Below are 22,509 nucleotides of genomic sequence, written 5' to 3'. Positions count from 1 at the left end.
CGGTGCACGTCAATCTTCCTGGGCGCGCCATTGCGCGAGCGCGAAGTCGCGGCTCACGAGGTTCTCGGCGAGCAGGAACTTCTTGACCTCGTCGAGCAGCGCCAAGCCTTCGGGCGGATACGCGGCCTCGGGAAAATGCGAGAGTGGATGCGAGGTCTTCACGACCTCGAGCGGAAAGCCGCTCACCTGCGAATGAAAGGCGTAGTAATCCGCGCTGTCGCGCCGGATCTCCAGCAGCGCCGTTCGACGTGCGCGCGTCCAGGCCGCAGGCAGTCCGGGCGCGGCCGCCAGCACCTTGCTCGACGCAACGATCACCGAGGTGCCGCGCAGCGTCGGGTGCTTCTCGGCCTCGTCGATGACCGGATAGCCGCGCGAAGCAAGCAGAGGCCCCACGTCGACCTGCGCCGCGAAGGCCGCGATCGAGCCCTGGTCCAGCGCCGCCTCGCCGTCGCGCGGGAACATGTGGATCACCTTGACGGATTTCTGCAGTCCGTGTTCCTTGAGCAGGCCCAGCACGTAGCGGTGCATGTAGGAGCCGCGTGCCACGCCAATGGACTGGCCCTCGAGCTCCTTCACGCTGCGCGCGCCGTTGCGCGGCGTGAGCAGCCAGACGTTCATGCCCACCGCATCGAAACCGATGAGCTGGCCTTCGAGTCCGCGCGAGCGGGCCACCACGGCGGGTGTGTCGCCGTAGATGCCGACATCGAGCACGTCCGAAAGGAAGGCCTCGTTGAGATCGGGCCCGTTCGGGAAATTGCGCGTCGTCACTTCCTTGAAACCGAACGGGGCCAGCTCGCGCAGCAGATGCCCCTGGCGCAGCGCCCAGCCGGTTGCGGCCGCGGGCTTCTTGCCGGGCCCGATGTAGCCGAGACGCAGCACCTGGCCACTGCCCTGTGCAAAGGACAAACGGGGCAATGCGCTCGCGGCGGTTGCGGCAACAGCGCCGCGCAGCAACCGGCGGCGGCTGGAGAGATCGGACATCGGAAGGACTCGCAGCAGGAAGGAAAGAAAAAATAAACGAACTCAGTGCGCCCGCCGCAGGAGCTCGAAGCTCGCATCGGCCGACGCGGTCGACTGCCGGCCACGGCCCCAGCCGATGGCACTGCGGTAGCTGCCCATCAGGGCCGCGGCCGCGGCATCGCGCTCCTCGGCGGTGGCGCTGCGGTCGGCAATGGGCGCGACGTAGAGCGCGTCCTCGGGGCAGTACAGCTCGCACATGAAGCAGGTCTGGCAGTCGTCCTGCCGGGCGATGCGCGGCGGGCTGCCCGGCACCGCCTCGAACACGTTGGTCGGGCAGGCGTTCACGCAGATGTTGCAGCCGGTACAGCGCTCGGTGCTGATGACTTCGATCATGCGGCCACCTCGCCCTGCACGGCATGACGCTGCACCCAGACCTCGTCGAGCCCGCCGCTGAGCAGCCGGTGGCGCTGCGCCGGGTCGGCCGCACCGTGCTCGCGCCGGCGGTGCATGCCGCGCGTCTCGGTGCGTTGCAAGGCGCTGCGATACATCCAGCGCGAGGTGGCCAGCATGGCGGCGGCTTCGCGTGCCCGAACAGCCTCTGTCGCCGTGGCAGCCGGCGCGCTGGTGCGAAGGCGGGCCCAAAGGGCATCGAGCCGTGCGAGCGAATCGCGCAGCGCATCGCCCTCGCGGAACCAGTTGCGCTCGTAAGGGAAGACTTCCGCCTGGACGGCGCGAATCACTTCCTGGCTGTCGAACGCCGTGGTGCCACGCGAGGAAAGCGCCACGCCGCCTGCGCGCAAGGCCGTGCGGCGGGAACCGACGGCGCGCGCGTCGCGTCCGAAAGCCGCCGCGCCTGCGCCGGCCCAGAATCCGGAGGACAACGCCCAGGCCGCATTGTGGCTGCCGCCGCCTGTGAAGCCGCCACAGATCAGCTCGCGCGTTGCCGCGTCACCCGCGGCGTAGAGGCCGGGCACGGAGGTGGCGCAGCTGTCGTCCACCAGGTGCAGGCCGCCGGTGCCGCGCACCGTGCCTTCGAGCCGCAGCGTCACCGGAAAGTGCTGCGTGAACGGATCGATGCCCTGGCGGTCGAAGGAGACGAAGAAATTGGGCTGCGCCGTGCGCATCCACGCGCGGATCTGAGCGTCGGCGCGGTCGAGACAGGCGAACACGGGTTGCGATTGCAGCGTCTGCGCGATCACGCCGCGCCCTTTGGAGGAACCCGCGCCGTCGATGGCCGTGCCGTCGGCCCTGTAGAAAGTCGCCCAGTTGTAGAACAGCGACTTGGTGACCGACGAGAAGGCCGGCCCCAGTCCGTAGGCATTGGAGAACTCCATGCCCGACAGCGCCGCGCCGACCTCGGCCGCCATCAGCTGGCCGTCGCCGGTGAGCACGTTGCAGCCGAGCGCCCGGCTCAGGAAGGCGCAGCCACCGGTGGCGATGACGACCGCTCCGGCACGCACCGCCCAGGTCTCGCCCGTCTGCCGTTTCACGCCGTTGGCGCCGCAGACGGTGCCGTGCTCGTCGACCAGCAGTTCCAGCGCCGGGCTGTGGTCGAGGATGCGCGCGCCCGCTTCCTTCACACGCTTGCGCATCAGCCGCATGTATTCGGGCCCTTGCAGCGAGGTGCAGCGCAGCGCGCCCTGGTCGTCGGCGGGGAACGGATAGCCCCAGTCCTTGAGCCGCTCGACGTTGGCCCAGGTCTGCTCGAGCACCCGGTCCATCCAGGCATGCTCGGCCAGATGGCCACCCATGGCGAGCCGGCTGGCCTTGGCCTCTTCGCGCGCCGTACCGTTCGGCGGCACGTGCCACAGGCCGGTGCCCGAAGGCGCCGTTGCGCCCGAGGTGCCGCAGAAGCCCTTGTCGGCCAGCAGCACGCGCGCGCCTTGCGCGGCCGCGCTGACCGCGGCCCAGGCGCCCGCAGGGCCGCCGCCGATCACCAGGACATCGGACTGATGCCTGTCGGAGCCATCGCTCCCCGAAAGAAGCTGCCGCTCGAAATCTCTTGCGCCCATGGTCGATTGCCCCGCAATGCAAAGACATGGACCGTATCAACAGGCGCCTCCGCGCGCAAAGAAGGAAAGCATGGATCGATATGCGGCCATTGCACGAAGCGGCCGAGGCCGCCTCCACTAGCCCGCGCGGCGCTGCCCTGCCAGCCGCCGCACCACCGACACGAGCCGGTCGATCTCGTCGAAGGTGTTGTAGAAGGCCAGCGACGGCCTCACGGTGGTCTCGACACCGAAGCGGCGCAGGATCGGCTGCGCGCAATGGTGGCCCGTGCGCACGGCGATGCCTTCCTCGTTCAGCGCATGGCCCACCTCCTCGGTGGTGTAGCCGTCGAGCACGAAAGACATCACGCTGGCCTTGTCGGCCGCGGTGCCGATGAGCCGCACACCGGGAATCGCGCCCAGTTGCGCCATGCCGTACACCAACAGGTCGTGCTCGTAGCGCGCGATGTTCTCGATGCCGATCTTGTTCACGTAGTCGATGGCCGCGCCCAGGCCTACGGCATCGGCGATGTTGCCGGTGCCGGCCTCGAACTTGTTCGGGATCGGCTGGAACACGGTCTTCTCGAAGCTCACGTCGGCAATCATGTTGCCGCCGCCCTGCCAAGGCGGCATGTCCTCGAGCACCTCGCGCTTGCCCCAGACCACGCCAATACCGGTGGGACCGAACACCTTGTGGCCGGAGAAGACGAAAAAGTCGGCGCCAATGTCCTGCACGTCAACGCGCATGTGGGAGACCGACTGTGCGCCATCGACCAACGCCTTCGCACCCGCGCGATGCGCCAGCTCGACGATCTCCTTCACCGGCACCACCGTGCCCAGCGCGTTCGAGACCTGCGTGACCGCGACGATCTTCGTGCGGTCGTTCAGCAATTTGCGGTATTCGTCGAGCAGCACTTGACCCGAATCGTCCACCGGGATCACGCGCAGCTTCGCGCCCTTGGCAGCGGCAAGCTGCTGCCAAGGCACGATGTTGGCGTGGTGCTCGAGGTTGGAGACGATGATCTCGTCGCCCTCGCCCACATGCTGCCCACCCCAGCTCTTGGCCACGAGGTTGATGGCCTCGGTGGTGCCGCGCACAAAGATCACCTCTTCGACCTCGGGTGCGTTGAGAAACAAGCGCACGCGCTCGCGCGCGCCTTCGTAGGCATCGGTGGCGCGAGCGGCCAGTTCATGCGCCGCGCGGTGGATGTTCGAATTCTCGTGTTCGTAGAAGTACGCAATGCGATCGATGACCGACTGGGGCTTGTGCGTGGTGGCCGCGTTGTCGAACCACACCAGCTGCCGGCCGTTCACGCGCTCCTGCAGGATCGGGAAGTCGCGGCGCACCGCATGGACGTCGAACGGCGGATGTTGGCCGCTGCCGGCGAGCGGCACCGCATCGGGACCGCGCGGATCGGGCTTGGCCGGCGTCACCAAGCCATTGGGCAGGCGCACCGCATCGACGAAGTAGAACTGCGGTTGGCTCCCTCGCCCCTCTGGGGAGAGGGTTGGGGTGACGGGCGGCCCCGCACTTTGGTTCGTCTGCAGGCCCTCACCCCAGCCCTCTCCCGCAAACGGGAGAGGGGGCAAGACCTGCTGAGGACGTGAAATGGGAGTCGCACCCGCAGACGGATGGCCGTAGCTGTTGCCGACGAAATAGTACGGCGAAGCCGCAGCTTGTGGTGTCACGGGCGCATTCGCCTGCGGCACGCCCAGCACCGTGCCGCCCGAGCGCGGCTCGAAGGCCGGTGCGACCGACAGCACCGTGTCCGGCACGCCGTTGCCCCCCACCGCATGCGGCAGCAAGGCCGGTGCGCGGTTCGCGAGCGAAGGCAGTTGCGTGGGTGATGCCGGCAGCACGTTGGCGCCGGGGATCTGGCCTTGCGGAATCGGCGTGCCCGGCACGCTCGGCCCGAAGCCCGCAGGGCTCGCCAGCGGCGAACCGGGCGGCGCGACATTGGCTGGAAACTGCGCGCCCGGCACCAGCCCGCTCGCGGCACCTGGGAGCGAGGCCGGTGGCGTGCCCGGCAGCGCGGCGAACATGGCGCTCGCCATGCGCGCGAGAACGGCCGGATCGAACGGCGCCTCGCCCGGAATCGATGGTGTACTGCTCACTGCGGCTTACTTGTAGGTGTCGGGATAGTCGTGGTACTTGCCGATCTCGACGTCGTCGAGCACGGCCAGTGCATCGGTGGTCAGCACCGCCAGCGAGCAGTACAGCGAGATCAGGTACGACGCGATCGCATGGTTGTTGATGCCCATGAAGCGCACCGACAGGCCCGGCCCCTGCTCACCCGACAGCCCCGGCTGGAACAGGCCCACCACGCCCTGGCGCTTGTCGCCCACGCGCAGCAGCAGGATCTTGCTCTTGCCGTCGGCCACGGGCACCTTGTTCGAAGGAATCAGCGGGATGCCGCGCCAGGTGATGAACTGCGAGCCGAACAGGCTCACCGTCGGCGGCGGCGTGCCGCGCCGCGTCGCCTCGCGGCCGAAGGCCGCAATGGCCAGCGGGTGCGTGAGAAAGAAGGCGGGCTCCTTCCACACCTTGGTCAGCAGCTCGTCGAGGTCGTCGGGCGTGGGCGCGCCGGTCAGCGGGAAGATGCGCTGCTCTTCGCTCACCTGGGCCAAGAGGCCATAGTCGGGGTTGTTGATGAGCTCGCTCTCCTGGTTCTCCTTGATCGTCTCGATGGTGAGGCGCAGCTGCTCCTTGATCTGGTCGTGCGGGCTGCTGTAGAGGTCGGAGATGCGGGTGTGCACGTCGAGCACGGTGCTCACGGCATTGAGGTAGTGCTCGCGCGGGGTCTCCTCGTAGTCGACGAAGGTGCGCGGCAGCTGGTTCTCCTCTTCGCGCGAGGTGCAGGTGACCTTGATCGATTCGGGATTCCTGACCTTGTTGACGCGGTAGATGCCCGCCTCCACCGGCACCCATTGCAAGAGGTGCGTCAGCCAGCGCGGGCTGATGGTCTCCAGCTGGGGGACTGTCTTGGTGGCGTTGGCCAGCTGGCGGGCGGCGTTGTCGCCAAGGGCGGTGGTACCACCGACTGTTGCGCTCATGGATCAAGGCTCCGTGTTGGGAAGAAAGTGGCCGCAAGTGTCAGGCGGCCTGGGGTTTTCCCTCAACAGGCTATAGCCGCCAAGTTGATCCTGCGCACAAGGCGCGATTGCTCCAGCTGTTCGCAGCGCAGCAGCAGGCCCACCATGTTGATGTCCAGTGCCGCGGCCAATTTGTGCGCCGTGACGATCGAGGGGATGACACGCCCGCGCTCCACCTCGCCGACATAGGAGCGGTTCAGGTCGGCGCGCTCGGCCAGCACCTCCTGCGACCAGCCCTTGCCCTCGCGCAGCTGGCGGATGGTCACGCCGAAGTCTTCCACGAAGTCCTTCATGCGCCACCTGCCTTCGGCGCGTTCTGCAGGCTGGCCTGCGTCACGCTCGCGCCCGCGGGCACGTCGTCGGTGATCCATACGTTGCCGCCGATGACCGCGCCCTTGCCCAGCGTCACGCGCCCGAGGATGGTGGCGCCGGCATAGATCACCACGTCGTCCTCCACCACCGGGTGGCGCGGCAGGCCCTTCTGCAGGTTGCCCTCGGCATCGGTCGGGAAGCGCTTGGCGCCGAGTGTGACGGCCTGGTACAGGCGCACGCGCTTGCCGATGACCGCCGTCTCGCCGATCACCACGCCCGTGCCGTGGTCCATGAAGAAGCCCGCATCGATCTGCGCACCGGGGTGGATGTCGATGCCGGTCTGCGCATGCGCGAGCTCGGCCACGATGCGCGCCAGGAGCGGCAATTCAAGCTTGTAGAGCTCGTGCGCCAGCCGATGGTGGATCATCGCGAGCACGCCGGGATAGCACAGCAGCACCTCGTCCACGCTGCGCGCCGCCGGGTCGCCCTGGTAGGCGGCGAGCACGTCGGTGTCGAGCAAGCGGCGCAGCTGCGGCAGCGCGCTCGCGAAGCGGCGCACCGCATCGGTCGCAGCATCGTCGATCTCGCCCGGGGAGCGCGGTTCGTGCCGGGCGTTGAATTCGAGCTCGAGGCGCGCCTGCGCCAGCAAGGCCTGCAGGGCGGAATCGAGCGAGTGGCCGACGTAGAAGTCTTCGCTCTCGTGGCGCAGGTCGGGCGGGCCGAGCCGCATCGGGAACAGCGCGCCCTTGAGCGATTCGACGATCTGCGCGAGCGCGTCGCGCGACGGAAACTCGCGTGCGCCGGGCTCGCGCGAGCGCCGCTGTGAATCGCGCCATTCGTCGCGCACGCCATGCAGCGCGCGCACGATGCCGCTCACCTCGAAATGAGCCATCTGGTTGTTCTCCCTGGAAAGGAATGCTCGCGTCAGTCCTGCACCCACGGCAGGCCGTGGAAGCGCCAGCCATCGGAGACGCCGCGGTGCTGGCGGGCGTCGATCTCGCCCTCGAAGCCCTCGAGCACGTTGAACACGCGCGTGAAGCCGGCCTTGGCGGCTGCCTCCGCCGCGAGTGCCGAGCGCTTGCCGCTGCGGCACAACAGCAGCACCACCGCATCCTTTCCGCCATGCTTTGCAAGCCTGGCCTCGAGCTCGCGCACGAAACGCGGATTGCGCGTGAGCGCCGTGCCGGTCGCCCAGGCCACATGCAGGCTCTCGGGTACATGGCCCACGAACTTGCGCTCTTCGCCTGAGCGCACATCCACGAGCACGGCCTGCCCGCCCTGAACCAGCGCCCATGCGACGGGCGGCGTCACGCCGCCGGCGTAGGGCCATCCTGCATCGGCCGCACGAATGCGCGCTTCTTCAAGGGCGGGCGGCAAGGCGACGAGATCTTCAACTTCCACTGACATGCGCTTGGGCTCCTGTGCGTTTTCTTCATTCGCCATCAGGTTTGGTGGCGATGGCCATCACTTTAGGAGCGGGATAACGAAGCTCAAACAACCGAAAAGTCGGTTCTAAACAACCAAACGGTCTAACGGTTGAAGAACTCCCCTGTATCCCGCTGGCGAAAGCCAAGCACTAGAGACGAAGCCCGGCCTGCTTCAGCAGCGGCAGGATGCGGTCGCCGAAGAATTCGAGATCGGGCTTGAAGTCGAAGAAGCTTAGTTGCAGGCCGTCGATGCCAGCGCCCTTGAGCTGCACGAACTGTTCGACCACCTGCTCCGGCGTACCGATGACTTCGATGTTTCCGCCGATGGCGCGGCGCTTGGGTGCGTCGTTGCCGATGCGGCCGCGCCAGGCATGCGCGTCACTGTCGAAACGGCTGTAGCTGGCGGCGGGGTCAGGGTCCGCATGCGCGACTATCGCGTCGTGGTAGTCCCAGGTTTCGCGCTCGGTCTCACGGCTTATCACCATCGGGTTGAGCAGTGTGCGCACCTCGCGCCCCACGTCGCGCGCCGCCTGCTTCACGCGCGCGGCGTGCGCCGGCAGCGCCTCGATGGCACTTGCAAAGCTGGAGCCGCTCGGACTGGTGATGAAGACGATGTCGGAATAACGCGCCGCAAAACCGATGCCCGCACCGGAACCGGTGGCGTTAACCAGAACGGGCCGGCCATAGCGCGGCTTGGGGCTGACGAAGGCGCCAACGAGCTTCCAGGGCGACTCACCCTTGAACGACCAATTTTCTGTATCGGCCCAGAGGCGCTGCACCACCTCCATGAACTCCGCCGCGAGTTCGTAGCGCCGGTCGTGCTCGATGCGATGCGCGCCGAACATTTCATGCTCCACGGCGCGATGCCCCGTGACCACGTTGATGCCCCAGCGCCCACCTGCAATATGGTCGAGCGTGGCTGCGTACTTGGCCAGGTGCAGCGGATGCAAGGGGCCGTAGAGTACGTGGATGGTCGAGATCAGCATGATCCGGCTTGTCGCGGCGGTGAGCGCGGCGGTCGTCATGAACGAGTCGAGCGCGTTGCCGTCGAAGACGCCGCCATAGCCGCCCTTTGGGAGCCACTGCGACAGTGCGAACACCAGATCGAAGCCCAGCCGCTCGGCGTGGAGCACGAGGTCCTTGTTGTAGTCGAAGCGCCAGTCCGTGGTGCGCCGCAGGGTCGATGCGCTCCAGCCGCCCGCCTGAATGGGGAGAAACAACCCGAGCAGCACAGGCTGCCTGAAGGCTTTCGAGATCGGGCTTTCTGCGAACTCAGTCGGTGCGGCGAAGCGCTCCCAACCGGCGATGGCGCCAGGCCGGTGTGACAAGGACATTTGAATTTACCTTCCAGCGCCGGATTCTGGTCAGCCGCGCGGCGATTGGCACGGCCGGAATTCGCATATCGAAATTCGGAAACAAGTCTCGCGTCAGATCTGCGCAGCCGCGTTTGCTTATGCGAAAGTCTTCGTAGCAGCCCGGGGACTTCGAGGCTATGGTGCCGCCGACCTTCCAATCAACGTCTCATGTCCATCACCGCCGAAATCTCCCGCCTCGTCCCGCCCGCTGCCATCGCAACCGCGCCCACCATCTCCACGGCCACACTCCACCAATGGCTCCTAGACGGCCGCGAGCTCGCGCTGCTCGACATCCGCGAGCACGGCCAGTACGGCGAAGGCCACCCATTCTTCGCGGTGAACGCGGCCTACAGCCGCCTTGAAACCGAAGTGGCCCGCCTCGTGCCACGGCGGGCCACCCGCACTGTGCTCTTCGACGACGGCATTGCGCGGTCGGCGCTGGCGCACAAGGCTGCCAGCCGCCTAGCGGCACTGGGCTATGACGATGTCTCGGTTCTCGAAGGTGGTGCGCCGGCATGGGCGAGCGCCGGGCACACCCTGTTCAAGGGCGTGAACCTGCCGTCCAAGACCTTCGGCGAGGTTGCCGAACATGTCTTCGAAGTGCCGCACATCGACGCCCGCACATTGGCTGCACGCCAGCGCGCGGGCGAACCACTGGTTCTGCTGGACGGCCGCACGCTGGAGGAGCATCGCAAGATGACGCTGCCGGGAGCCATTCCCGTGCCCAACGGTGAGCTGGCCCTGCGCTGGCGCACGTTGGTGCCGGATCCGGCCACGCCCATTGTTGTGCACTGCGCCGGCCGCACGCGCAGCATCGTCGGCGCCCAGATCCTGCGCGACCTGGGTGTACCGAACCCGGTGCTGGCGCTGGAGAACGGCACGCAGGGCTGGGCGCTCGCGGGCCTGGAGCTCGAACGCGGCAGTGCCCGGGCACTCCCGCCGCCGCCCGATGCCGCGCAGCGCCGGGCCGCTCGAGACGATGCAGCGGCGGCCGCGCGCCGTGCGGGCGTGCCCGCTCTCACCGCCGCCGAGGCACAGGAGTGGCTCGATGACGGCATCCGAACCACCTTCGTGTTCGACATCCGCACCGCGGAAGAATTTGCCGCTGGCAGCCTGCCGGGGGCGCGACATGCCCCGGGAGGCCAGTTGCTCCAGGCGACGGACTTGCAGATTGGCGTGCGTCATGCCCGCGTGCTGGTGCTGGATGACGACGGCGTGCGCGCGCCCGTGGTGGCGCTGTGGCTGCGCCGGCTCGGCGTTGATGCGGCGCTGGTCGAGGATGGCCTCGCCAGTGGCCTGCGCGTTCCTGTGCGTGCGGAAGCCAGGCTTCCTGCGAAGGTTAGGGCGCTCGATGCCGGCGCGCTGTCCGCCTCGCGCGTTGGTGCTGGCGGGCAGCCGGCTGTGCTCGATCTGCGCCTTTCGCATGCTTACCGTGCGGGCCATGCGCGCGGCGCTGCCTGGTCGATCCGCCCGCGCGTCGTAGACGCTGCACCGGCAGCGACCGGCGGCGATCTGCAGCGGCCGTTGCTGCTGATCGCACCCGACGAAACCCTGGCGCGACTGGCCGCGCAAGACCTGCGCGAAGCCGGTTGGCGACTGCTTTCATGGGCGCGCGCCGAAGCGCTCGAATCGGCAGGCTGGCCCCAGGAAGCCACGCCCGCGTCTCCTTCCGATGCAGAGGCGATCGACTATCTGCTCTTCGTGCACGACCGGCACGACGGCAACCTGAACGCCGCGCGCCGATACCTCGACTGGGAGTTGAGCCTTGTCGCCCAATGCGCTCCCGAAGAACTGGCCAGCTTCCGCCTGCCGGCAGGGGCGCACGATAGTCCGCACCACAAACCGCATATCGATAGTTGAAGGCGTTCGTTGCAGCGGCAGCCGCGGCCTCGCAAGATCGCGGCTTGCCCTGGCTTTTTTCACGCTCTCCTATCAGATGAATCCCCGTTCGCGCCGCTCCTTTTTCTCTTCCCGCACAACCACCGCGCTTGCCACCGCTCTCGGTCTCTTCGCCGGCGCGGCCCATGCCGACGCCACGCTCGACCGCATCAAGCAACGCGGCAAGATCGCCATTGGCGTCATGGTGAGCGGCGGCCCCTTCGGCTCTATCGATCCCGCCACGCAGCAACTGGTCGGCTGGAACCCGGACCTTGCGCGAGATCTTGCGAGGCAGCTCGGCGCCGAGGCCGAACTGGTGCAGGTGCAGCCCTCGAACCGCGTGCAATTCCTGCAATCGGGCAAGGTCGACGTGCTGATCGCCTCGATGGAATACAACGCCGACCGCGGCGAGATCCTCGGCCACGCGCCCACGCCTTTCTACCGCGTGGGCGGCACGGCCGCGGTGCTCAAGAGCAGCGGCATCGCGAAGTGGGAGGACCTGCGCGGCAAGGTCGTCTGTGCCTCGCAGGGCAGCAGCTACGTGAAGCCGCTACAGGAGCAATACGGCGCGCAGGTGCGCGGCTTCAAGACCTCTTCGGAATCGCTGCTTGCGCTGCGCGGCGGCAATTGCGTGGCAGCGGTGCACGATGCCACGCTGATCCAGCCGCTTCTTCGTAGCAATGCCGAATGGGTCGCCTATGCGGCGCCCATCCGCGACGAGATCCTGCCGGCGCCCTCGGTGGTGTGGACCCGCAAGGGCGAAGCCGACACCATCGCCGCCGTCGACAAGGTGGTGCAGCAATGGCACCGCAGCGGGTGGCTGATTGCCACCGAGAAGCGCAACGGCATCGAACCCGCGCAACCGCTCTTGCCCGAACTGCAGGCCAGGTTCAAGGCGCCCTGAGCGTCGGATGAGCGAAGCACTGCTCGGGCAGGCCGTGGCCGCCCTCAAGACGGTGGGCCTGAACTATGCCTTCGTGCTCGACGTGGGCGAGCGCAGCGCCTTCCTGCGCGGACTCGGCGTCACGCTGCAGCTGTGCCTGCTGACGATTCCCTGCAGCCTTGCGGCCGGCGTGCTGATTGCGGCGGCGTTGACCTCCGGCCGTGCCTGGCTGGTGCAGCCCGCGCGCGCCTTTGTCGAGGTCACGCGCAACACGCCCACGCTGGTGCAGCTGTACTGCGCGTTCCTGGTGCTCAACATGCTGATCACCCAGCACGTGCAGCTGCCCGGCGGCAATCCGCTGACGCCTTTCGTCTGGGTGGTGATCGTGGTGTCGCTGCACAAGGGCGTGTTTCATGCCGAGGCACTGCGCGCAGGCATCGAGGCGGTGCCGCGTGTCACGCTGGAGGCGGCGCGCTCGCTAGGGTTTTCGCAGCGGCAGTTGCTGTCGCGTGTGGAACTGCCCTTGGCGCTGCGCTTCGCACTGCCTTCGCTGGTCAACAACCTGGTCGATCTGGTCAAGATGACTGCCGTTGCCTCAGCCATTGCGGTAGGCGACGTGACCTACGAATCGATCATGATCTGGACGCAGAGGGACAACGTGCTCGAGCTGCTGCTGCTGATCCTGATCTTCTTCGGCGTGCTGACCTGGCTCGTGAGCCTGGCGGGCCGGTGGCTCGAAGAACGGCTGAGGATGCCCGGCTATGGCCAGTGAGATTGCCATCGTCCAGGGCAGTGGCCCTGCCCCATCCCTCGCCCCGGCCGCCGGTACGCCCGCCTGGCGGCGGCCCTGGGCCCTTTCCGCGGGGGCCGCACTGGCAGTCGTGGCCTGCTGGACCGCCACGGGTACCACGCCCACGGCCTTCGTGCACCTTTGGAAGTGGCTGCCTGCGCTGATGCGCGGCCTGCTGGCCAACATCGAGATCAGCGTGCTCGCCATGGCGCTGGGCACGCTTTTCGGGCTCGTCGTGGGAGCGCTGTCGCTTTCGCCGCTGTGGGTTCTGCGCGTCGCCGCGCGCTGGTACGTGCAGTTTTTCCGGAATGCGCCGGTGCTTGTGCTCGTCTACTTCACCACCTACGTGTTTCCGTTCGAGCTTCACCTGGTGTCGTGGACCTTCCCGTTCCCCGACTGGATCAAGGTCGTGCTGGGCCTGGCACTGCCGGCCAGCGCGAACGTGGCGGAAATCTTCCGCGGCGCGATCCAGTCGATACCCAGCGCACAGTGGGAAGCCGCACAGTCGCTGGCCTTCAGGCGCACGGAAATTTTCCGCCTGATCGTGCTGCCGCAGTGCCTGCGCCGCATGCTGCCGCCGTGGATGAACCTTTACGCCAGCATCACCATGAGCACCGCGCTGGCCTCGCTGGTGGGCGTGCACGATGTGGTCGACACGGCGCAGATCGCGAGCAACACGGTGGCACGCACCGATTTCACCATCCTTGTCTATTTCACGCTGCTGGGCCTGTTCTTCGCCTACTGCTATCCGATTGCGCGGGCCACCCGCGCGCTGGAGCTACGCCATGACCGCCATTGATACCGCTCCCGCCGTGGCCACCCCGCAAGAGGTTCCGCTTGTTGCGCTCGGCGACGTGCATTTGCGCTTCGGCGCCAACGAGGTGCTCAGGGGCATCGACCTGGAGGTCCGGCGCGGCCAAGCGGTATCCATCATCGGCCCCTCCGGGTCGGGCAAATCCACCATCTTGCGCTGCATCACGGGCCTGTTGCGGGCACAGCGCGGAGCGATCCGGGTGGGCGAGACGCAGGTGGACGCACTGCGCTCCGAGGCCGAACTCATCGCGCTGCGCAAGCGCGTGGGCTTCGTGTTCCAGCAGTACAACCTGTTTCCGCACCTCACCGTACTGGAAAACCTCGTGATCGCGCCCACGCGCGTGGCGGGCTGCGACCGCGCCGCAGCCCTGCAAGAGGCGCGCGCCCTGCTCAACAAGGTGCGCCTGTCCCACAAGGAGGCCGCCTATCCCGGCGAGCTCTCGGGCGGGCAGCAGCAGCGCGTCGCCATTGCGCGCGCGCTGGCCATGCGACCCGAACTGATGCTGTTCGACGAAGTGACCTCCGCCCTCGACCCTGAAACCGTCGGCGAGGTGCTGACCGTGATCCGCGACCTGGTGCAAGAAGGCCTGACCTGCGTGCTGGTGACGCACGAGATGCGCTTTGCCGAGGAGATCAGCGACCAGGTGTACTTCACCGAGGCCGGCGTCATCGTCGAGCATGGCCCCGCGCCGCGCATCTTCGACCGGCCGGAGAACGAACGCACCCGCGCCTTCTTGCACCGCGCGCTCGGCGAGGGCCCGCGCGCGGCGCCCGCACGCCCCGCACCCTTTCCCGAGGCGCTGCCATTCGAGCGGCTGCGCTTTGCTCTCTGAACCTTCGCTCCCATCCAAAGCCATGACAAGCACCTACAGCATCTCCGGCAACGCCCTCGCCGCTCAGCGCCGCGTCGCGGTCGACCAGGCCCTCAACGACATCCGGACCATCGCCAGCGCGCAGCCCCTGGACCGCGCCGTGCTCGCACGCATCACGGCACGCCTCGAAAAACTCGCGAGCCTGGCCGAACTGTTCACCAGCGCCGACTTTCCGCCGCCGGCTGTCACCCAAGGCGTTGGTGCATCCACGCGCTACCGCCTGAATCCCGAGGACGGCGACGATGATGTGGCGCTTTACCTCAACTCCATCAATCCGGGCAAAACGTCGATTCCGCACAACCACACGACATGGGCCGCCATCGTGGCTGTTCAAGGGCAGGAGCAGAACCGCGTCTACCGCCGCACGGACGACGGCAGCGAGCCGGCGGTGGCGCGGCTGGAGTTCGAGCGCGAAGTGACGGTGCAGCCCGGCACCCCGATCGCCTTCCTGCCCGACGACCTGCACAGCATCCACGTGATCGGCGACCGGCCCACCTTGCACTTCCACCTCTATGGACGGCCGCTCGAAACGCTGGTGCAGCGCATCGGCGTGAACCTGGAAACGGGTGCGGTCGTGAACTACAACGCCACCCAGCTCGAGCCGAGCAAGGCGGCGGCATGACCGCCAAAGCTCCAGCAGCGAATCTGCGCCCCGTGACCCGGCTTTTGCATGCAGGAGCCCCGCCTCTGCGCGACGGCACGGGCCCGGTCAACGTGCCGGTGGTCAGAACCAGCACGGTGCGCTTCGAGAGTACCGCCGCCTATGTCGACTATCACCATCGCCGCACGGCGGGCGAACGCGTGGCCTCCTACGGCCGCCATGGCCTCGACACCCACCGTGCGCTTGAAGACGCGGTGAGCGGCCTCGAAGGCGGGCACCGCGCCTTCCTCACGCCCTCGGGGCTATCGGCCATCACGCTGGTGCTGCTGGCGCTGCTTTCGCCCGGCGACCATGCGCTGGTGGCCGACGGCGTGTACGCACCGGTGCGCCGGGTCGACAGTACGCTGCTGCAGCGGCTGGGCATCACGGTCGAATACTTTTCGCCCACGCACGACGACCTGGCAAGCCGGCTGCGGCCGAACACGCGGCTGCTGTACCTCGAATCACCAAGCTCGCTGCTCTATGAAGTGCTGGACCTGCCCGCGCTGTCCGCCATTGCACGCGACCGCGGCGTGACGGTGGCGGCCGACAACACCTGGAGCGGCGGCTTGTTCTATCAGCCGCTGTCGCTCGGCGCGAACATTTCCATTCAGGCGGCGACCAAATACATCTCCGGCCATTCAGACCTGATGCAAGGTGTGGTGGTGGTCGACGGCCCGGTGCTTGCGGACAAGCTCTCGACCGCGTACGAAGCGCTGGGCCTGACGATCGCGGCCGACGACGCCTACCTCGCGCTGCGGGGCCTGCGCACACTGCCGGTGCGGCTCGCGCAGCACCAGCGCAATGCCACCGAGGTGGCCGAATTCCTTCAACGGCAGTCGCAGGTAACGCGCGTCTTCTACCCGGCGCTGCCCTCCGACCCCGGCCACGCGCTGTGGAAGCGCGACTTCAGCGGTGCGAGCGGCCTGGTCTCCTTCGAGTTCCGACATGCCACTCCGGCCTCCGCCGCCGCCTTCGTCGACGCGCTCACGCTCTTCGGCATCGGTGCCTCGTGGGGCGGCTACGAAAGCCTTGCGCTGACCGCCCAGCCCGAGAGGCTGCGCGAGCACAGGCAATGGTCCGGCGATGCCCCTGTGGTGCGGCTGCATGTCGGGCTCGAAGCACCGGCCGACCTGATCGCCGACCTGGCGCAGGCCTTTGCCGCCGCTGCGCCGGCGCTCTGACGCTCAGGCCAAGAAACCTTTCCAGTACAGGCGCGCCGCAGCCAGCACGGTCCGCATCTGCGTTGTGTGGGCCAACTGAAAAGCCGCACCTCGCACGGTTTCATCGGGGAACTCCGTCACCAGCGTGAACGGCACGGTGAATCGCTCGTCCATGACCAGGCACGGAATGCCGTTGATGCACTCGTAGGGAAGATCTCCCACATGGGCATGCCACATCTTCTGCTGCCGGGCATTGAACTCGGCGAGCTCGGTGGACGACTGCAGTTCCTCGGTGAGCGCGGCCAGGAAGCGCATGCCGTCATACCCGGGGTGCCGGCGGAGAATCAGGAAGAAGCCCTTGGGCACCGTCCAGAGCTCGCTGCCGCGTGGCACGTAGCCTGCGCGCGGGCGCGTCCATTCGTGGGCCGGGTAGCCGTGCAGACTCAGATGCAGTCGCGCATCAGTGCGGACAATGGCCTCCAAGCGCACGGCCTTTTCGCCAAAGGGTGGCTGCGTCCGGGCTTCGAGGTCGTCGCCCAGCGCGGTGTAGCGGGCGGCGTGGGCCATATGCGTCGGGTGCGCGGCCTGCAGGTAGTGGTGCAGAGCCGCGCCGTCAGGGTTCTCGAGCGGCACGAGTGCGTAGTGGGCGTCGCGGTGTTTGTTGAGGTGGCCCGCGGCACGAAGCACCCCGATCACGCCCGAGCTTTCATTGGCATGCTGGCCCGCCGTGACCACAAGGTCCGGCAGCGCCCCGCGCACGTGCACGCCTGCGACCTTGCGGCCCTGGAACGAGGTGACCGAGAACTGTTCGCCCGGCAGCGCGGCCACCGCAAGCTCGACTTCCACCGGCGCAAGCGAGCGCACGGCGGTATCGGGCGCCAGCGTGCCGTCCACCGGTGCATCGACACGGCGATGCCGCGCCAGCCGCACGCAGATGTGCGTATCGCCCTTCGACGCGGAGATCTCCGGAACGATTTGTCCGAGCTGTAGCGTGCGATCGGCATCGGGCAGGCCCGCGCGTGCCTTGAAGAATTCCAGCGCACCGTAGTAAAGGCCTTCGTGCAACGCTTCGAAGGTGCTGATCGTTTCTTCGCCGAATGGCAGGCGCCGTTCGATGCCGGTGGTTGCGACCCCGATCTTGAGCGTGTCGAAGAGTGGGAGCGTGGCAGGCCATTCGTGCCGCCGTATCGCCTTCAGCGCGGCGTCGCAAGCAATCTCGAATTCGGTCCGCAGCGGCGCGTCTCCGGCCAGCGCGTCACCATGCCACACGCGCAGCCAGTCGCACGGCGACCCGGTGTCGTCGTTCGGGGCAAACACCTGCCAGCGCCCTGCCAGCGGCCTCGACGAGGTAATCAGCCTCCAGAGCCCTGCCCTCCACGAATCGGAGCGCGCTGCGGTCGCCGATCAATCCAGCCAGCGGATAGGCCTCCAGCCGAAAGCGATGCCCCTTGCCGGCGGGGATGTAGACCGCAACTTCGCCAGCGCCGGCCCCCCGGCGCGTTTCCGAATTCCTCAAGGAAGAAATGAACGAGCGGCTCGTAGGCGCCGCGCAGCACGGCCGCGACACCCGCCTTGGCCAATGCCTCCTCCCCCGCACGACGGGCCGCCACATCGTCGAAGAGCCACGCCTCGATGCGCGTCACCGGCTGTGCTGTGAATCGCTCCACCAACTGGGTGAGGGTCCGGGGAATGACGGTGTCGAGCAGAAGGGTCATGCAGCGAGTGTTTCGGAAGGGCTGCACGCAGATCGGCGCTCAGGACCCGGCCGGCTCGACCAGGCGAATGCCGAAGTCTCCCTCGCGTTCGAGCTGCTCCACGAGGCCGATCTCCCAGTCCAGATATTGCCTGAAGCCGGCGGCGCGTTTGGCAGGGTCGGCGTGCGCGTAGGGGCTGTACCAATGGTCGTCATCGCCGGTCAACACGCCTTCCGCGCCGCTCTCCGTGGGCAGGCGTGCCGCGGCCCAGGCCTGCGTGCCGCCTGCAAGCGCATGAACCTCGCGGCCGGTGCGCGCGCCGAGTTCGGCCGCCACGATGCGCGCGAGCACCCCGTCCGACGATGCGAGCACGATGTGTTGGGACGCAGGAACGTCGGCAGTGAACTCCTGCAACCGGTCGGGCACCGCAAACCGCGCACCTGCGACATGCCGGCGCTCATAGGCGGACCGCCGCTCCACGTCAAAAACCACCGCAGTACCCGCTTCAAGCGCCTTGGCGAGTTCGCGCGGCGCGATCTCGGGTGCGCCCGTGCGAAGCGGCAGCACGCGCACCGGTTCGGGGCCGAGCACCAGCACCGGCAAAGTTGGCGGTGCGAACACAAAGACCTCGTGGCCACCTAGTTGTGCGAGCCATGCCCCAGTGGTCAAGGCGCGCACGCCGTCCCAATCGGCCAGCACAATGCGGGCGCGGCGGGTGGCCACGTATTCGTCGATGGCCTGCACCAACTGGCCGCCGGGCGCCCAGCGCCAGCCTTCGAGGTGCCCAGCCTCGTATTCCTGGCGCGTACGAACGTCGAAGCGGTAGAGGGATCGCCCGTCGGACTCGGCCTCGAAGCGTGCCAGCGTGGCCGCATCGATACGGTGCACCCCTGCGCGTGCCGCCACGTCCTCGGCACGGGCGCGGGCCTGCTGCCGTGTGCGCTCGCCGGGTTCGGGCAATGGCGCAGCGCGGCCATGGGTGAGCTTGCGGCCCGCGAGCAGCCAGGCCATGGTGCCGTCCTTGAGCGAAACCACCGGGTTGGGAATTCCCGCGTCGATGAGCGTCTGCGCGCCCACGATGCTGCGCGTGCGGCCAGCGCAGTTGACCACCACCAGCGTCTCAGGCCGGGGCGCGAGTTCCTGGATGCGGTAGACCAGCTCGGCGCCCGGCAGGCTGTGGGCGAACGGCAGGCTGAAGTCGGCAAACTCCTCCGGCGTGCGGCTGTCGACCACCACGATGTCGTCGCCGCGTTCCACGCGCTCGTGCAGTTCGTCGACCGAAATCCAGGGCGTGTGCTTGCGATGCTCGATGACCTCGCCGAAGGCCTTGCTCGGCACGTTGCTGCCGCTGAAGAGTTCGTAACCCGCGGCGGCCCACCCCTGGGTGCCGCCTGCAAGCACCGACACGTTGCGCCAACCCAGGCGCACGAGCTTGGTGGCCGCCTCGTGCGCAAGCGATTCGTCTGCATCGGCCAGCACAACGCGGGTGCTGCGCCGGGGCACGAGGCGGTCGATCAGCACTTCGAGCCGCCACAGCGGCGCCGAGACTGCGACCAGGATGTGGCTGCGCACGAAGACACCGGTCTCGCGCACGTCGAGCAGCGCAATCTCCTCGCCGTCGGACAGCGCGGCCTTCAATGCCTGCGGTGTGATTGCCTGGTGACGGAGTTCGGCAAGACTCATGGGGACTTTCAGCAAAAAGGAAAAAGACGAAGCTGCGGCCAGCCTAACCAGCGAGTCCGGCGCTCCCAACGAAGTTTTTCTTCTACGCATATCCGGTTTGCTTCGTTGGCCAGAAGCGGGCGGGCCTCTAGATTGCGCCGCCTGATGCAAACATTTCTCCTATCCCACCTCTCGCGCCGCGCCATGCTGCTGAGCGCGCTGGCATGTGCAACCCTTCACCCACTCGCCGCCGCTGCCGACGAAGCGGCCGGATTTCCTTCGAAACCGGTGCACATCGTGGTGCCCGTGGCCGCAGGCGGCAGCGCCGACAAGCTCACGCGCCTCATCGCCGAACGCCTGACCGAGCGCTGGGGCCAGAACGTGGTGGTCGAGAACGTGGCCGGTGCCAGCGGCACCATTGGCGCCGCCCGTGTGGCCAAGGCCGCGGCGGACGGCCATACGCTGCTTCAGCAGGGCGAAGGCCTGACGCTCAACGCCATCCTTTTCGATCGCCTGCCCTACGACGGACAGAAGGCGTTCGCTCCGGTGATCAAGGCGGTAGTGAACCCACAGATCCTTGTGGTCAACCCGAAGACCGGCATCAACGACTTCCGCGGCTACCTGGCGCGCGCGAAAGCGCAGCCGCAGTCGATCAGCCTCGGCCTCCCCGGCAATGGGGGCATCGCCCACGTGGCCCACGAAATGATTGCGCAGGATACCGGCGCACAAGTGAACTACATCCCCTATTCGGGCGGCGGTCCAGCCACGCTCGACGTGCTCGCCGGTCACGTGGACGCCACGCTGATCACCCTGGCGGCGGTGACCGACCATGTGCGCGCCGGCAAGCTGCGCGCGCTGGCCGTGACCACCGACTACCGCTCGAGCGCCCTGCCCGACGTGCCGACCATGGGTGAAGCCGGACTGCCCGGATTTGCCGTGGAAAGCTGGCAGGGTTACTTCGCGCCCGCCGGCACGCCAGCCGCGGTGGTGGCAAAGATCAACCGCGACATCCAGGCTGTGATCTCCGCGCCGGAAACCCGGGCGAAGCTGGAGGACATGGGCTTCAAGGTCGCAGGCGGCGCGCCTTCCGACATGGCGCGCACGCTCACGGCCGATCGCGTGCGCTACGCCAAGACCATCCAGACCGCGGGCATCACGCTCCGCTGACCGGGGTCGTCGTCCGTCGGCTCCAGCCCCCTTTCGTTCAGGCCGCGAGCTGCTGCGCGCCGGCTTGCCAGATGGCCCCGACGTAGAACGACTCGTCGAAGTCGGGCGGTACGTCGGCGCGCGTGCGCTCCTCGTGCAGCGCGAGATCGGCCAGCAGCAGGTCTTCGCTGATGCGGCGTACCACCGCGGGCACGTAGCCGCGAATGCTCGGCACGTCGCCCAGTGGCAGTCCGGTGCTGGCGAAACCGCCCGGGTTGTACGTGTGAATGTCGCGCAGCCAGGGCGCGGTGCCCGGCGTTTTTTCCAGGTACTCGAGCCCTGCACCCAGATAGGGTGCGGCGCCGAGTTCATCGTCGCGCTCGTGGGCTGGCGGCTCGAAGCGGTCGCGCCATCGCAAGACCAGATCGGCAATGCCGGCCAGCTCGGCCCGCTGCGAGAGTTCGTGGGTATAGCCGGTGCCGGCGATCACAAAGTCGAAGTGAAACGTCTCTCTGTGCACCGAGGCGACCACCTTGCCCTCGCGCACCTCGGCGCTCTTCCAAGGCGCGCCCAGATGCAAATGGAAGTTCGAAAATCTCAGCACGCGCTCCACCGAGTCCTGCGGCGGCGTGGTGCCTACACGGCGGTAACGTGCCGCATGGTGCCAGCGGGTGGCATCGGGGAGGGCAAGGTAGTTGTCATAGAAGCCCGGATAGCCGCGCAAGCGCGTCACCGGTGTCGCTGCGAGCCTGTCGCGGCGTGCGAACAGGTGCACTGCGGCCGCCCCGCTTTCGAGCGCCACCGCCGCGGCATCGAAGGCCGAGGCGGCCGCGCCGATCACGGCCACGGTCTTGCCGGAGAGCGCCTTGAAGTCGATCGAGTGGCCGGTGTGGGCCGCAAGCCCGTGACTCACTGCCGTTGCCAGCAGGTCGGGTATGAATGGCGCGCCGCTGCCAGCTACGCCGTTGGCGAAGATCAGCTTGCGCGTGGTTTCGATGCGCGGCTCACCGTTCGCTTCCAGATGCAGGCGGAAGTGCGGCACCGCCACGCGCTCCACCGGTTCGAAGCGGATCAGCCGAGTGCCATAGCGCACGGCGGTGCCCGTGATGCCGCGGAACCAGCCCAGATACTCTGCCCAGGCGGTGCGTGGGATCCGGTCGATGGCGGCGTACGCCGCCTGCCCGTGCCGCGACTCGTACCAGGCTTGAAACCCCAGGGCCGTGACCGGCCCCTCGGGCCCAACAAGATTCTTGAGCGTGCGCAGCTTGTGCATGCGTGCGCGCGAAAGCCACACGCCGGCTTCGGATGCACTGGCTGCAGCATCGATGACGCTGACGCCGCCGATGCCCGCGCGCTGAAGCGCGAACGCAAAGGCGCTGCCGATCTGACCGCTGCCGACGACGACCACGTTGTGATCGATTCCAGCATGCGCCGGTACCCAGTTGGTAGGTGCGGGACCGAGGAGGCGCAGCGCGTCATGCGCCGCGTGATCGGGAGTTGTCGATGAAGGAGAGCTCATGTATGGCGTTTTCGCTAGGGGTTGCGCAGGTCACTTTCGGAGCGAGGTAAGCAAGCCGGCACTCCGCCCGTGCTCGCTCTGTACCGCGCCCTTCCCCTCCGGCGTGAGAAGCCAGCAAGGGAGCGTCCGCCATTTTTTGGCCAGGGGTACGAGAAACAAAGCACGGAATCCGCATATGCAGAATCATTTTTTCGCTCCAACGACCTCCCACTGCACTGCGGCGCATGGCGTGTGATATTGCTGGCGCTTAGGGCTGGGAGGCTGGTGAAAAGGTTGCGTGCCACTGAAGCCAGCCTGAGGCAAAGCATGGCCCA

Annotated in this window: 20 protein-coding genes and 1 pseudogene; 8 read left to right on the top strand and 13 right to left on the bottom strand. The window is 67.6% G+C overall.

Annotated elements, in window-relative coordinates; translation table 11 throughout:
- Window positions 1–9: 9 nt before the first annotated feature.
- From IB278_RS15805 to IB278_RS15765, 9 genes are all read right to left on the bottom strand, one after another.
- On the bottom strand, window positions 10–981 hold the full coding sequence (locus tag IB278_RS15805; RefSeq protein WP_192324027.1) for an ABC transporter substrate-binding protein: 972 nt from the start codon (window positions 979–981) through the stop codon (window positions 10–12).
- Between the two features lie 42 nt (window positions 982–1,023).
- Window positions 1,024–1,353: a ferredoxin family protein gene (locus tag IB278_RS15800; RefSeq protein ID WP_192324026.1), complete on the bottom strand. Its 330-nt coding sequence runs from the start codon at window positions 1,351–1,353 to the stop codon at window positions 1,024–1,026.
- Window positions 1,350–2,972, bottom strand: a complete 1,623-nt coding sequence (locus IB278_RS15795; RefSeq protein WP_192324025.1) for an FAD-dependent oxidoreductase — start codon at window positions 2,970–2,972, stop codon at window positions 1,350–1,352. Before IB278_RS15795 ends, IB278_RS15800 begins: the two co-directional genes overlap by 4 nt.
- A 117-nt stretch (window positions 2,973–3,089) precedes the next feature.
- Window positions 3,090–5,003: a family 2A encapsulin nanocompartment cargo protein cysteine desulfurase gene (locus IB278_RS15790; RefSeq protein WP_225612962.1), complete on the bottom strand. Its 1,914-nt coding sequence runs from the start codon at window positions 5,001–5,003 to the stop codon at window positions 3,090–3,092.
- A 66-nt stretch (window positions 5,004–5,069) separates the two neighbouring features.
- Window positions 5,070–6,002 (bottom strand): family 2A encapsulin nanocompartment shell protein, encoded by a 933-nt coding sequence (locus tag IB278_RS15785; protein WP_192324023.1) that lies wholly within the window; start codon window positions 6,000–6,002, stop codon window positions 5,070–5,072.
- Window positions 6,003–6,064: 62 nt separating this feature from the next.
- Window positions 6,065–6,334: a helix-turn-helix domain-containing protein gene (locus IB278_RS15780; protein WP_192324022.1), complete on the bottom strand. Its 270-nt coding sequence runs from the start codon at window positions 6,332–6,334 to the stop codon at window positions 6,065–6,067.
- Window positions 6,331–7,245 (bottom strand): serine O-acetyltransferase EpsC, encoded by a 915-nt coding sequence (epsC, locus tag IB278_RS15775; protein WP_192324021.1) that lies wholly within the window; start codon window positions 7,243–7,245, stop codon window positions 6,331–6,333. The genes IB278_RS15780 and epsC overlap by 4 nt, the downstream gene beginning before the upstream one ends.
- 32 nt (window positions 7,246–7,277) lie before the next feature.
- Window positions 7,278–7,760 carry a rhodanese-like domain-containing protein gene (locus IB278_RS15770; RefSeq protein WP_192324019.1) on the bottom strand — a complete coding sequence of 161 codons (483 nt, stop codon included), beginning with the start codon at window positions 7,758–7,760 and terminating at the stop codon, window positions 7,278–7,280.
- A 169-nt stretch (window positions 7,761–7,929) separates the two neighbouring features.
- Window positions 7,930–9,114, bottom strand: coding sequence for an LLM class flavin-dependent oxidoreductase (locus tag IB278_RS15765; RefSeq protein ID WP_192324017.1), 1,185 nt, complete (start codon window positions 9,112–9,114; stop codon window positions 7,930–7,932).
- A 189-nt stretch (window positions 9,115–9,303) separates the two neighbouring features.
- Between IB278_RS15765 and IB278_RS15760 the strand changes: the two genes are divergently transcribed.
- The 7 genes from IB278_RS15760 (at window position 9,304) to metC (ending at window position 16,195) form a co-directional block, all read left to right on the top strand.
- Window positions 9,304–10,995: a rhodanese-like domain-containing protein gene (locus tag IB278_RS15760; RefSeq protein ID WP_192324015.1), complete on the top strand. Its 1,692-nt coding sequence runs from the start codon at window positions 9,304–9,306 to the stop codon at window positions 10,993–10,995.
- Window positions 10,996–11,071: 76 nt separating this feature from the next.
- On the top strand, window positions 11,072–11,917 hold the full coding sequence (locus IB278_RS15755) for a transporter substrate-binding domain-containing protein (protein WP_192324013.1): 846 nt from the start codon (window positions 11,072–11,074) through the stop codon (window positions 11,915–11,917).
- Window positions 11,918–11,924: 7 nt separating this feature from the next.
- Window positions 11,925–12,668, top strand: coding sequence for an amino acid ABC transporter permease (locus IB278_RS15750; RefSeq protein WP_192324010.1), 744 nt, complete (start codon window positions 11,925–11,927; stop codon window positions 12,666–12,668).
- Complete coding sequence (locus IB278_RS15745) at window positions 12,658–13,485, top strand: amino acid ABC transporter permease (RefSeq protein ID WP_192324009.1); 828 nt, start codon at window positions 12,658–12,660, stop codon at window positions 13,483–13,485. Before IB278_RS15750 ends, IB278_RS15745 begins: the two co-directional genes overlap by 11 nt.
- Entirely contained in the window at window positions 13,472–14,332 is an 861-nt protein-coding gene (locus IB278_RS15740; protein WP_192324006.1) for an amino acid ABC transporter ATP-binding protein, read from the top strand. Before IB278_RS15745 ends, IB278_RS15740 begins: the two co-directional genes overlap by 14 nt.
- Window positions 14,333–14,354: 22 nt before the next feature.
- Entirely contained in the window at window positions 14,355–14,993 is a 639-nt protein-coding gene (locus IB278_RS15735) for a cysteine dioxygenase family protein (protein WP_192324005.1), read from the top strand.
- A complete protein-coding gene (gene metC / locus IB278_RS15730) occupies window positions 14,990–16,195 on the top strand; it encodes a cystathionine beta-lyase (RefSeq protein ID WP_192324003.1) in 1,206 nt (401 codons plus the stop codon). Before IB278_RS15735 ends, metC begins: the two co-directional genes overlap by 4 nt.
- Window positions 16,196–16,198: 3 nt before the next feature.
- On the opposite strand, the gene IB278_RS15725 is transcribed toward metC, so the two are convergent.
- The 3 genes and pseudogenes from IB278_RS15725 to IB278_RS15720 form a co-directional block, all read right to left on the bottom strand.
- Window positions 16,199–17,491 carry a hypothetical protein gene (locus IB278_RS15725; RefSeq protein WP_225612936.1) on the bottom strand — a complete coding sequence of 431 codons (1,293 nt, stop codon included), beginning with the start codon at window positions 17,489–17,491 and terminating at the stop codon, window positions 16,199–16,201.
- A 35-nt stretch (window positions 17,492–17,526) separates the two neighbouring features.
- Entirely contained in the window at window positions 17,527–17,889 is a 363-nt protein-coding gene (locus IB278_RS33850) for a hypothetical protein (protein ID WP_225612935.1), read from the bottom strand.
- 39 nt (window positions 17,890–17,928) lie between these two features.
- Window positions 17,929–19,536 (bottom strand): annotated as a pseudogene (locus IB278_RS15720) (rhodanese-like domain-containing protein); the annotation flags it as partial.
- A 198-nt stretch (window positions 19,537–19,734) separates the two neighbouring features.
- Here IB278_RS15720 and IB278_RS15715 point away from each other — a divergent pair.
- Window positions 19,735–20,697, top strand: coding sequence for a tripartite tricarboxylate transporter substrate binding protein (locus tag IB278_RS15715; RefSeq protein ID WP_192324395.1), 963 nt, complete (start codon window positions 19,735–19,737; stop codon window positions 20,695–20,697).
- A 37-nt stretch (window positions 20,698–20,734) separates the two neighbouring features.
- Here IB278_RS15715 and IB278_RS15710 read toward each other — a convergent pair whose 3' ends face one another.
- Complete coding sequence (locus IB278_RS15710; protein WP_192324001.1) at window positions 20,735–22,195, bottom strand: SidA/IucD/PvdA family monooxygenase; 1,461 nt, start codon at window positions 22,193–22,195, stop codon at window positions 20,735–20,737.
- Window positions 22,196–22,509: the final 314 nt, after the last annotated feature.

It is taken from the genome of Variovorax sp. VRV01 (assembly GCF_014852545.1).
GTDB lineage: Bacteria > Pseudomonadota > Gammaproteobacteria > Burkholderiales > Burkholderiaceae_C > Variovorax > Variovorax beijingensis_A.
The sequence above is the reverse complement of the archived record's forward strand: the minus strand, read 5'-3'. Positions and strand labels throughout refer to the sequence as shown.

Excerpts from the sequence above, each read along its gene's own strand:
- IB278_RS15805 (WP_192324027.1), bottom strand. The coding sequence starts at position 981 with ATGTCCGATCTCTCCAGCCGCCGCCGGTTGCTGCGCGGCGCTGTTGCC.
- IB278_RS15800 (WP_192324026.1), bottom strand. The coding sequence starts at position 1,353 with ATGATCGAAGTCATCAGCACCGAGCGCTGTACCGGCTGCAACATCTGC.
- IB278_RS15795 (WP_192324025.1), bottom strand. The coding sequence starts at position 2,972 with ATGGGCGCAAGAGATTTCGAGCGGCAGCTTCTTTCGGGGAGCGATGGC.
- IB278_RS15740 (WP_192324006.1), top strand. The coding sequence starts at position 13,472 with ATGACCGCCATTGATACCGCTCCCGCCGTGGCCACCCCGCAAGAGGTT.
- IB278_RS15755 (WP_192324013.1), top strand. The coding sequence starts at position 11,072 with ATGAATCCCCGTTCGCGCCGCTCCTTTTTCTCTTCCCGCACAACCACC.
- IB278_RS15710 (WP_192324001.1), bottom strand. The coding sequence starts at position 22,195 with ATGAGCTCTCCTTCATCGACAACTCCCGATCACGCGGCGCATGACGCG.
- IB278_RS15765 (WP_192324017.1), bottom strand. The coding sequence starts at position 9,114 with ATGTCCTTGTCACACCGGCCTGGCGCCATCGCCGGTTGGGAGCGCTTC.
- IB278_RS15770 (WP_192324019.1), bottom strand. The coding sequence starts at position 7,760 with ATGTCAGTGGAAGTTGAAGATCTCGTCGCCTTGCCGCCCGCCCTTGAA.
- IB278_RS15785 (WP_192324023.1), bottom strand. The coding sequence starts at position 6,002 with ATGAGCGCAACAGTCGGTGGTACCACCGCCCTTGGCGACAACGCCGCC.
- IB278_RS15750 (WP_192324010.1), top strand. The coding sequence starts at position 11,925 with ATGAGCGAAGCACTGCTCGGGCAGGCCGTGGCCGCCCTCAAGACGGTG.
- IB278_RS15735 (WP_192324005.1), top strand. The coding sequence starts at position 14,355 with ATGACAAGCACCTACAGCATCTCCGGCAACGCCCTCGCCGCTCAGCGC.
- IB278_RS15745 (WP_192324009.1), top strand. The coding sequence starts at position 12,658 with ATGGCCAGTGAGATTGCCATCGTCCAGGGCAGTGGCCCTGCCCCATCC.
- IB278_RS15790 (WP_225612962.1), bottom strand. The coding sequence starts at position 5,003 with ATGGCGAGCGCCATGTTCGCCGCGCTGCCGGGCACGCCACCGGCCTCG.
- IB278_RS15780 (WP_192324022.1), bottom strand. The coding sequence starts at position 6,334 with ATGAAGGACTTCGTGGAAGACTTCGGCGTGACCATCCGCCAGCTGCGC.
- IB278_RS33850 (WP_225612935.1), bottom strand. The coding sequence starts at position 17,889 with ATGACCCTTCTGCTCGACACCGTCATTCCCCGGACCCTCACCCAGTTG.
- IB278_RS15760 (WP_192324015.1), top strand. The coding sequence starts at position 9,304 with ATGTCCATCACCGCCGAAATCTCCCGCCTCGTCCCGCCCGCTGCCATC.
- epsC (WP_192324021.1), bottom strand. The coding sequence starts at position 7,245 with ATGGCTCATTTCGAGGTGAGCGGCATCGTGCGCGCGCTGCATGGCGTG.
- IB278_RS15715 (WP_192324395.1), top strand. The coding sequence starts at position 19,735 with ATGCTGCTGAGCGCGCTGGCATGTGCAACCCTTCACCCACTCGCCGCC.
- metC (WP_192324003.1), top strand. The coding sequence starts at position 14,990 with ATGACCGCCAAAGCTCCAGCAGCGAATCTGCGCCCCGTGACCCGGCTT.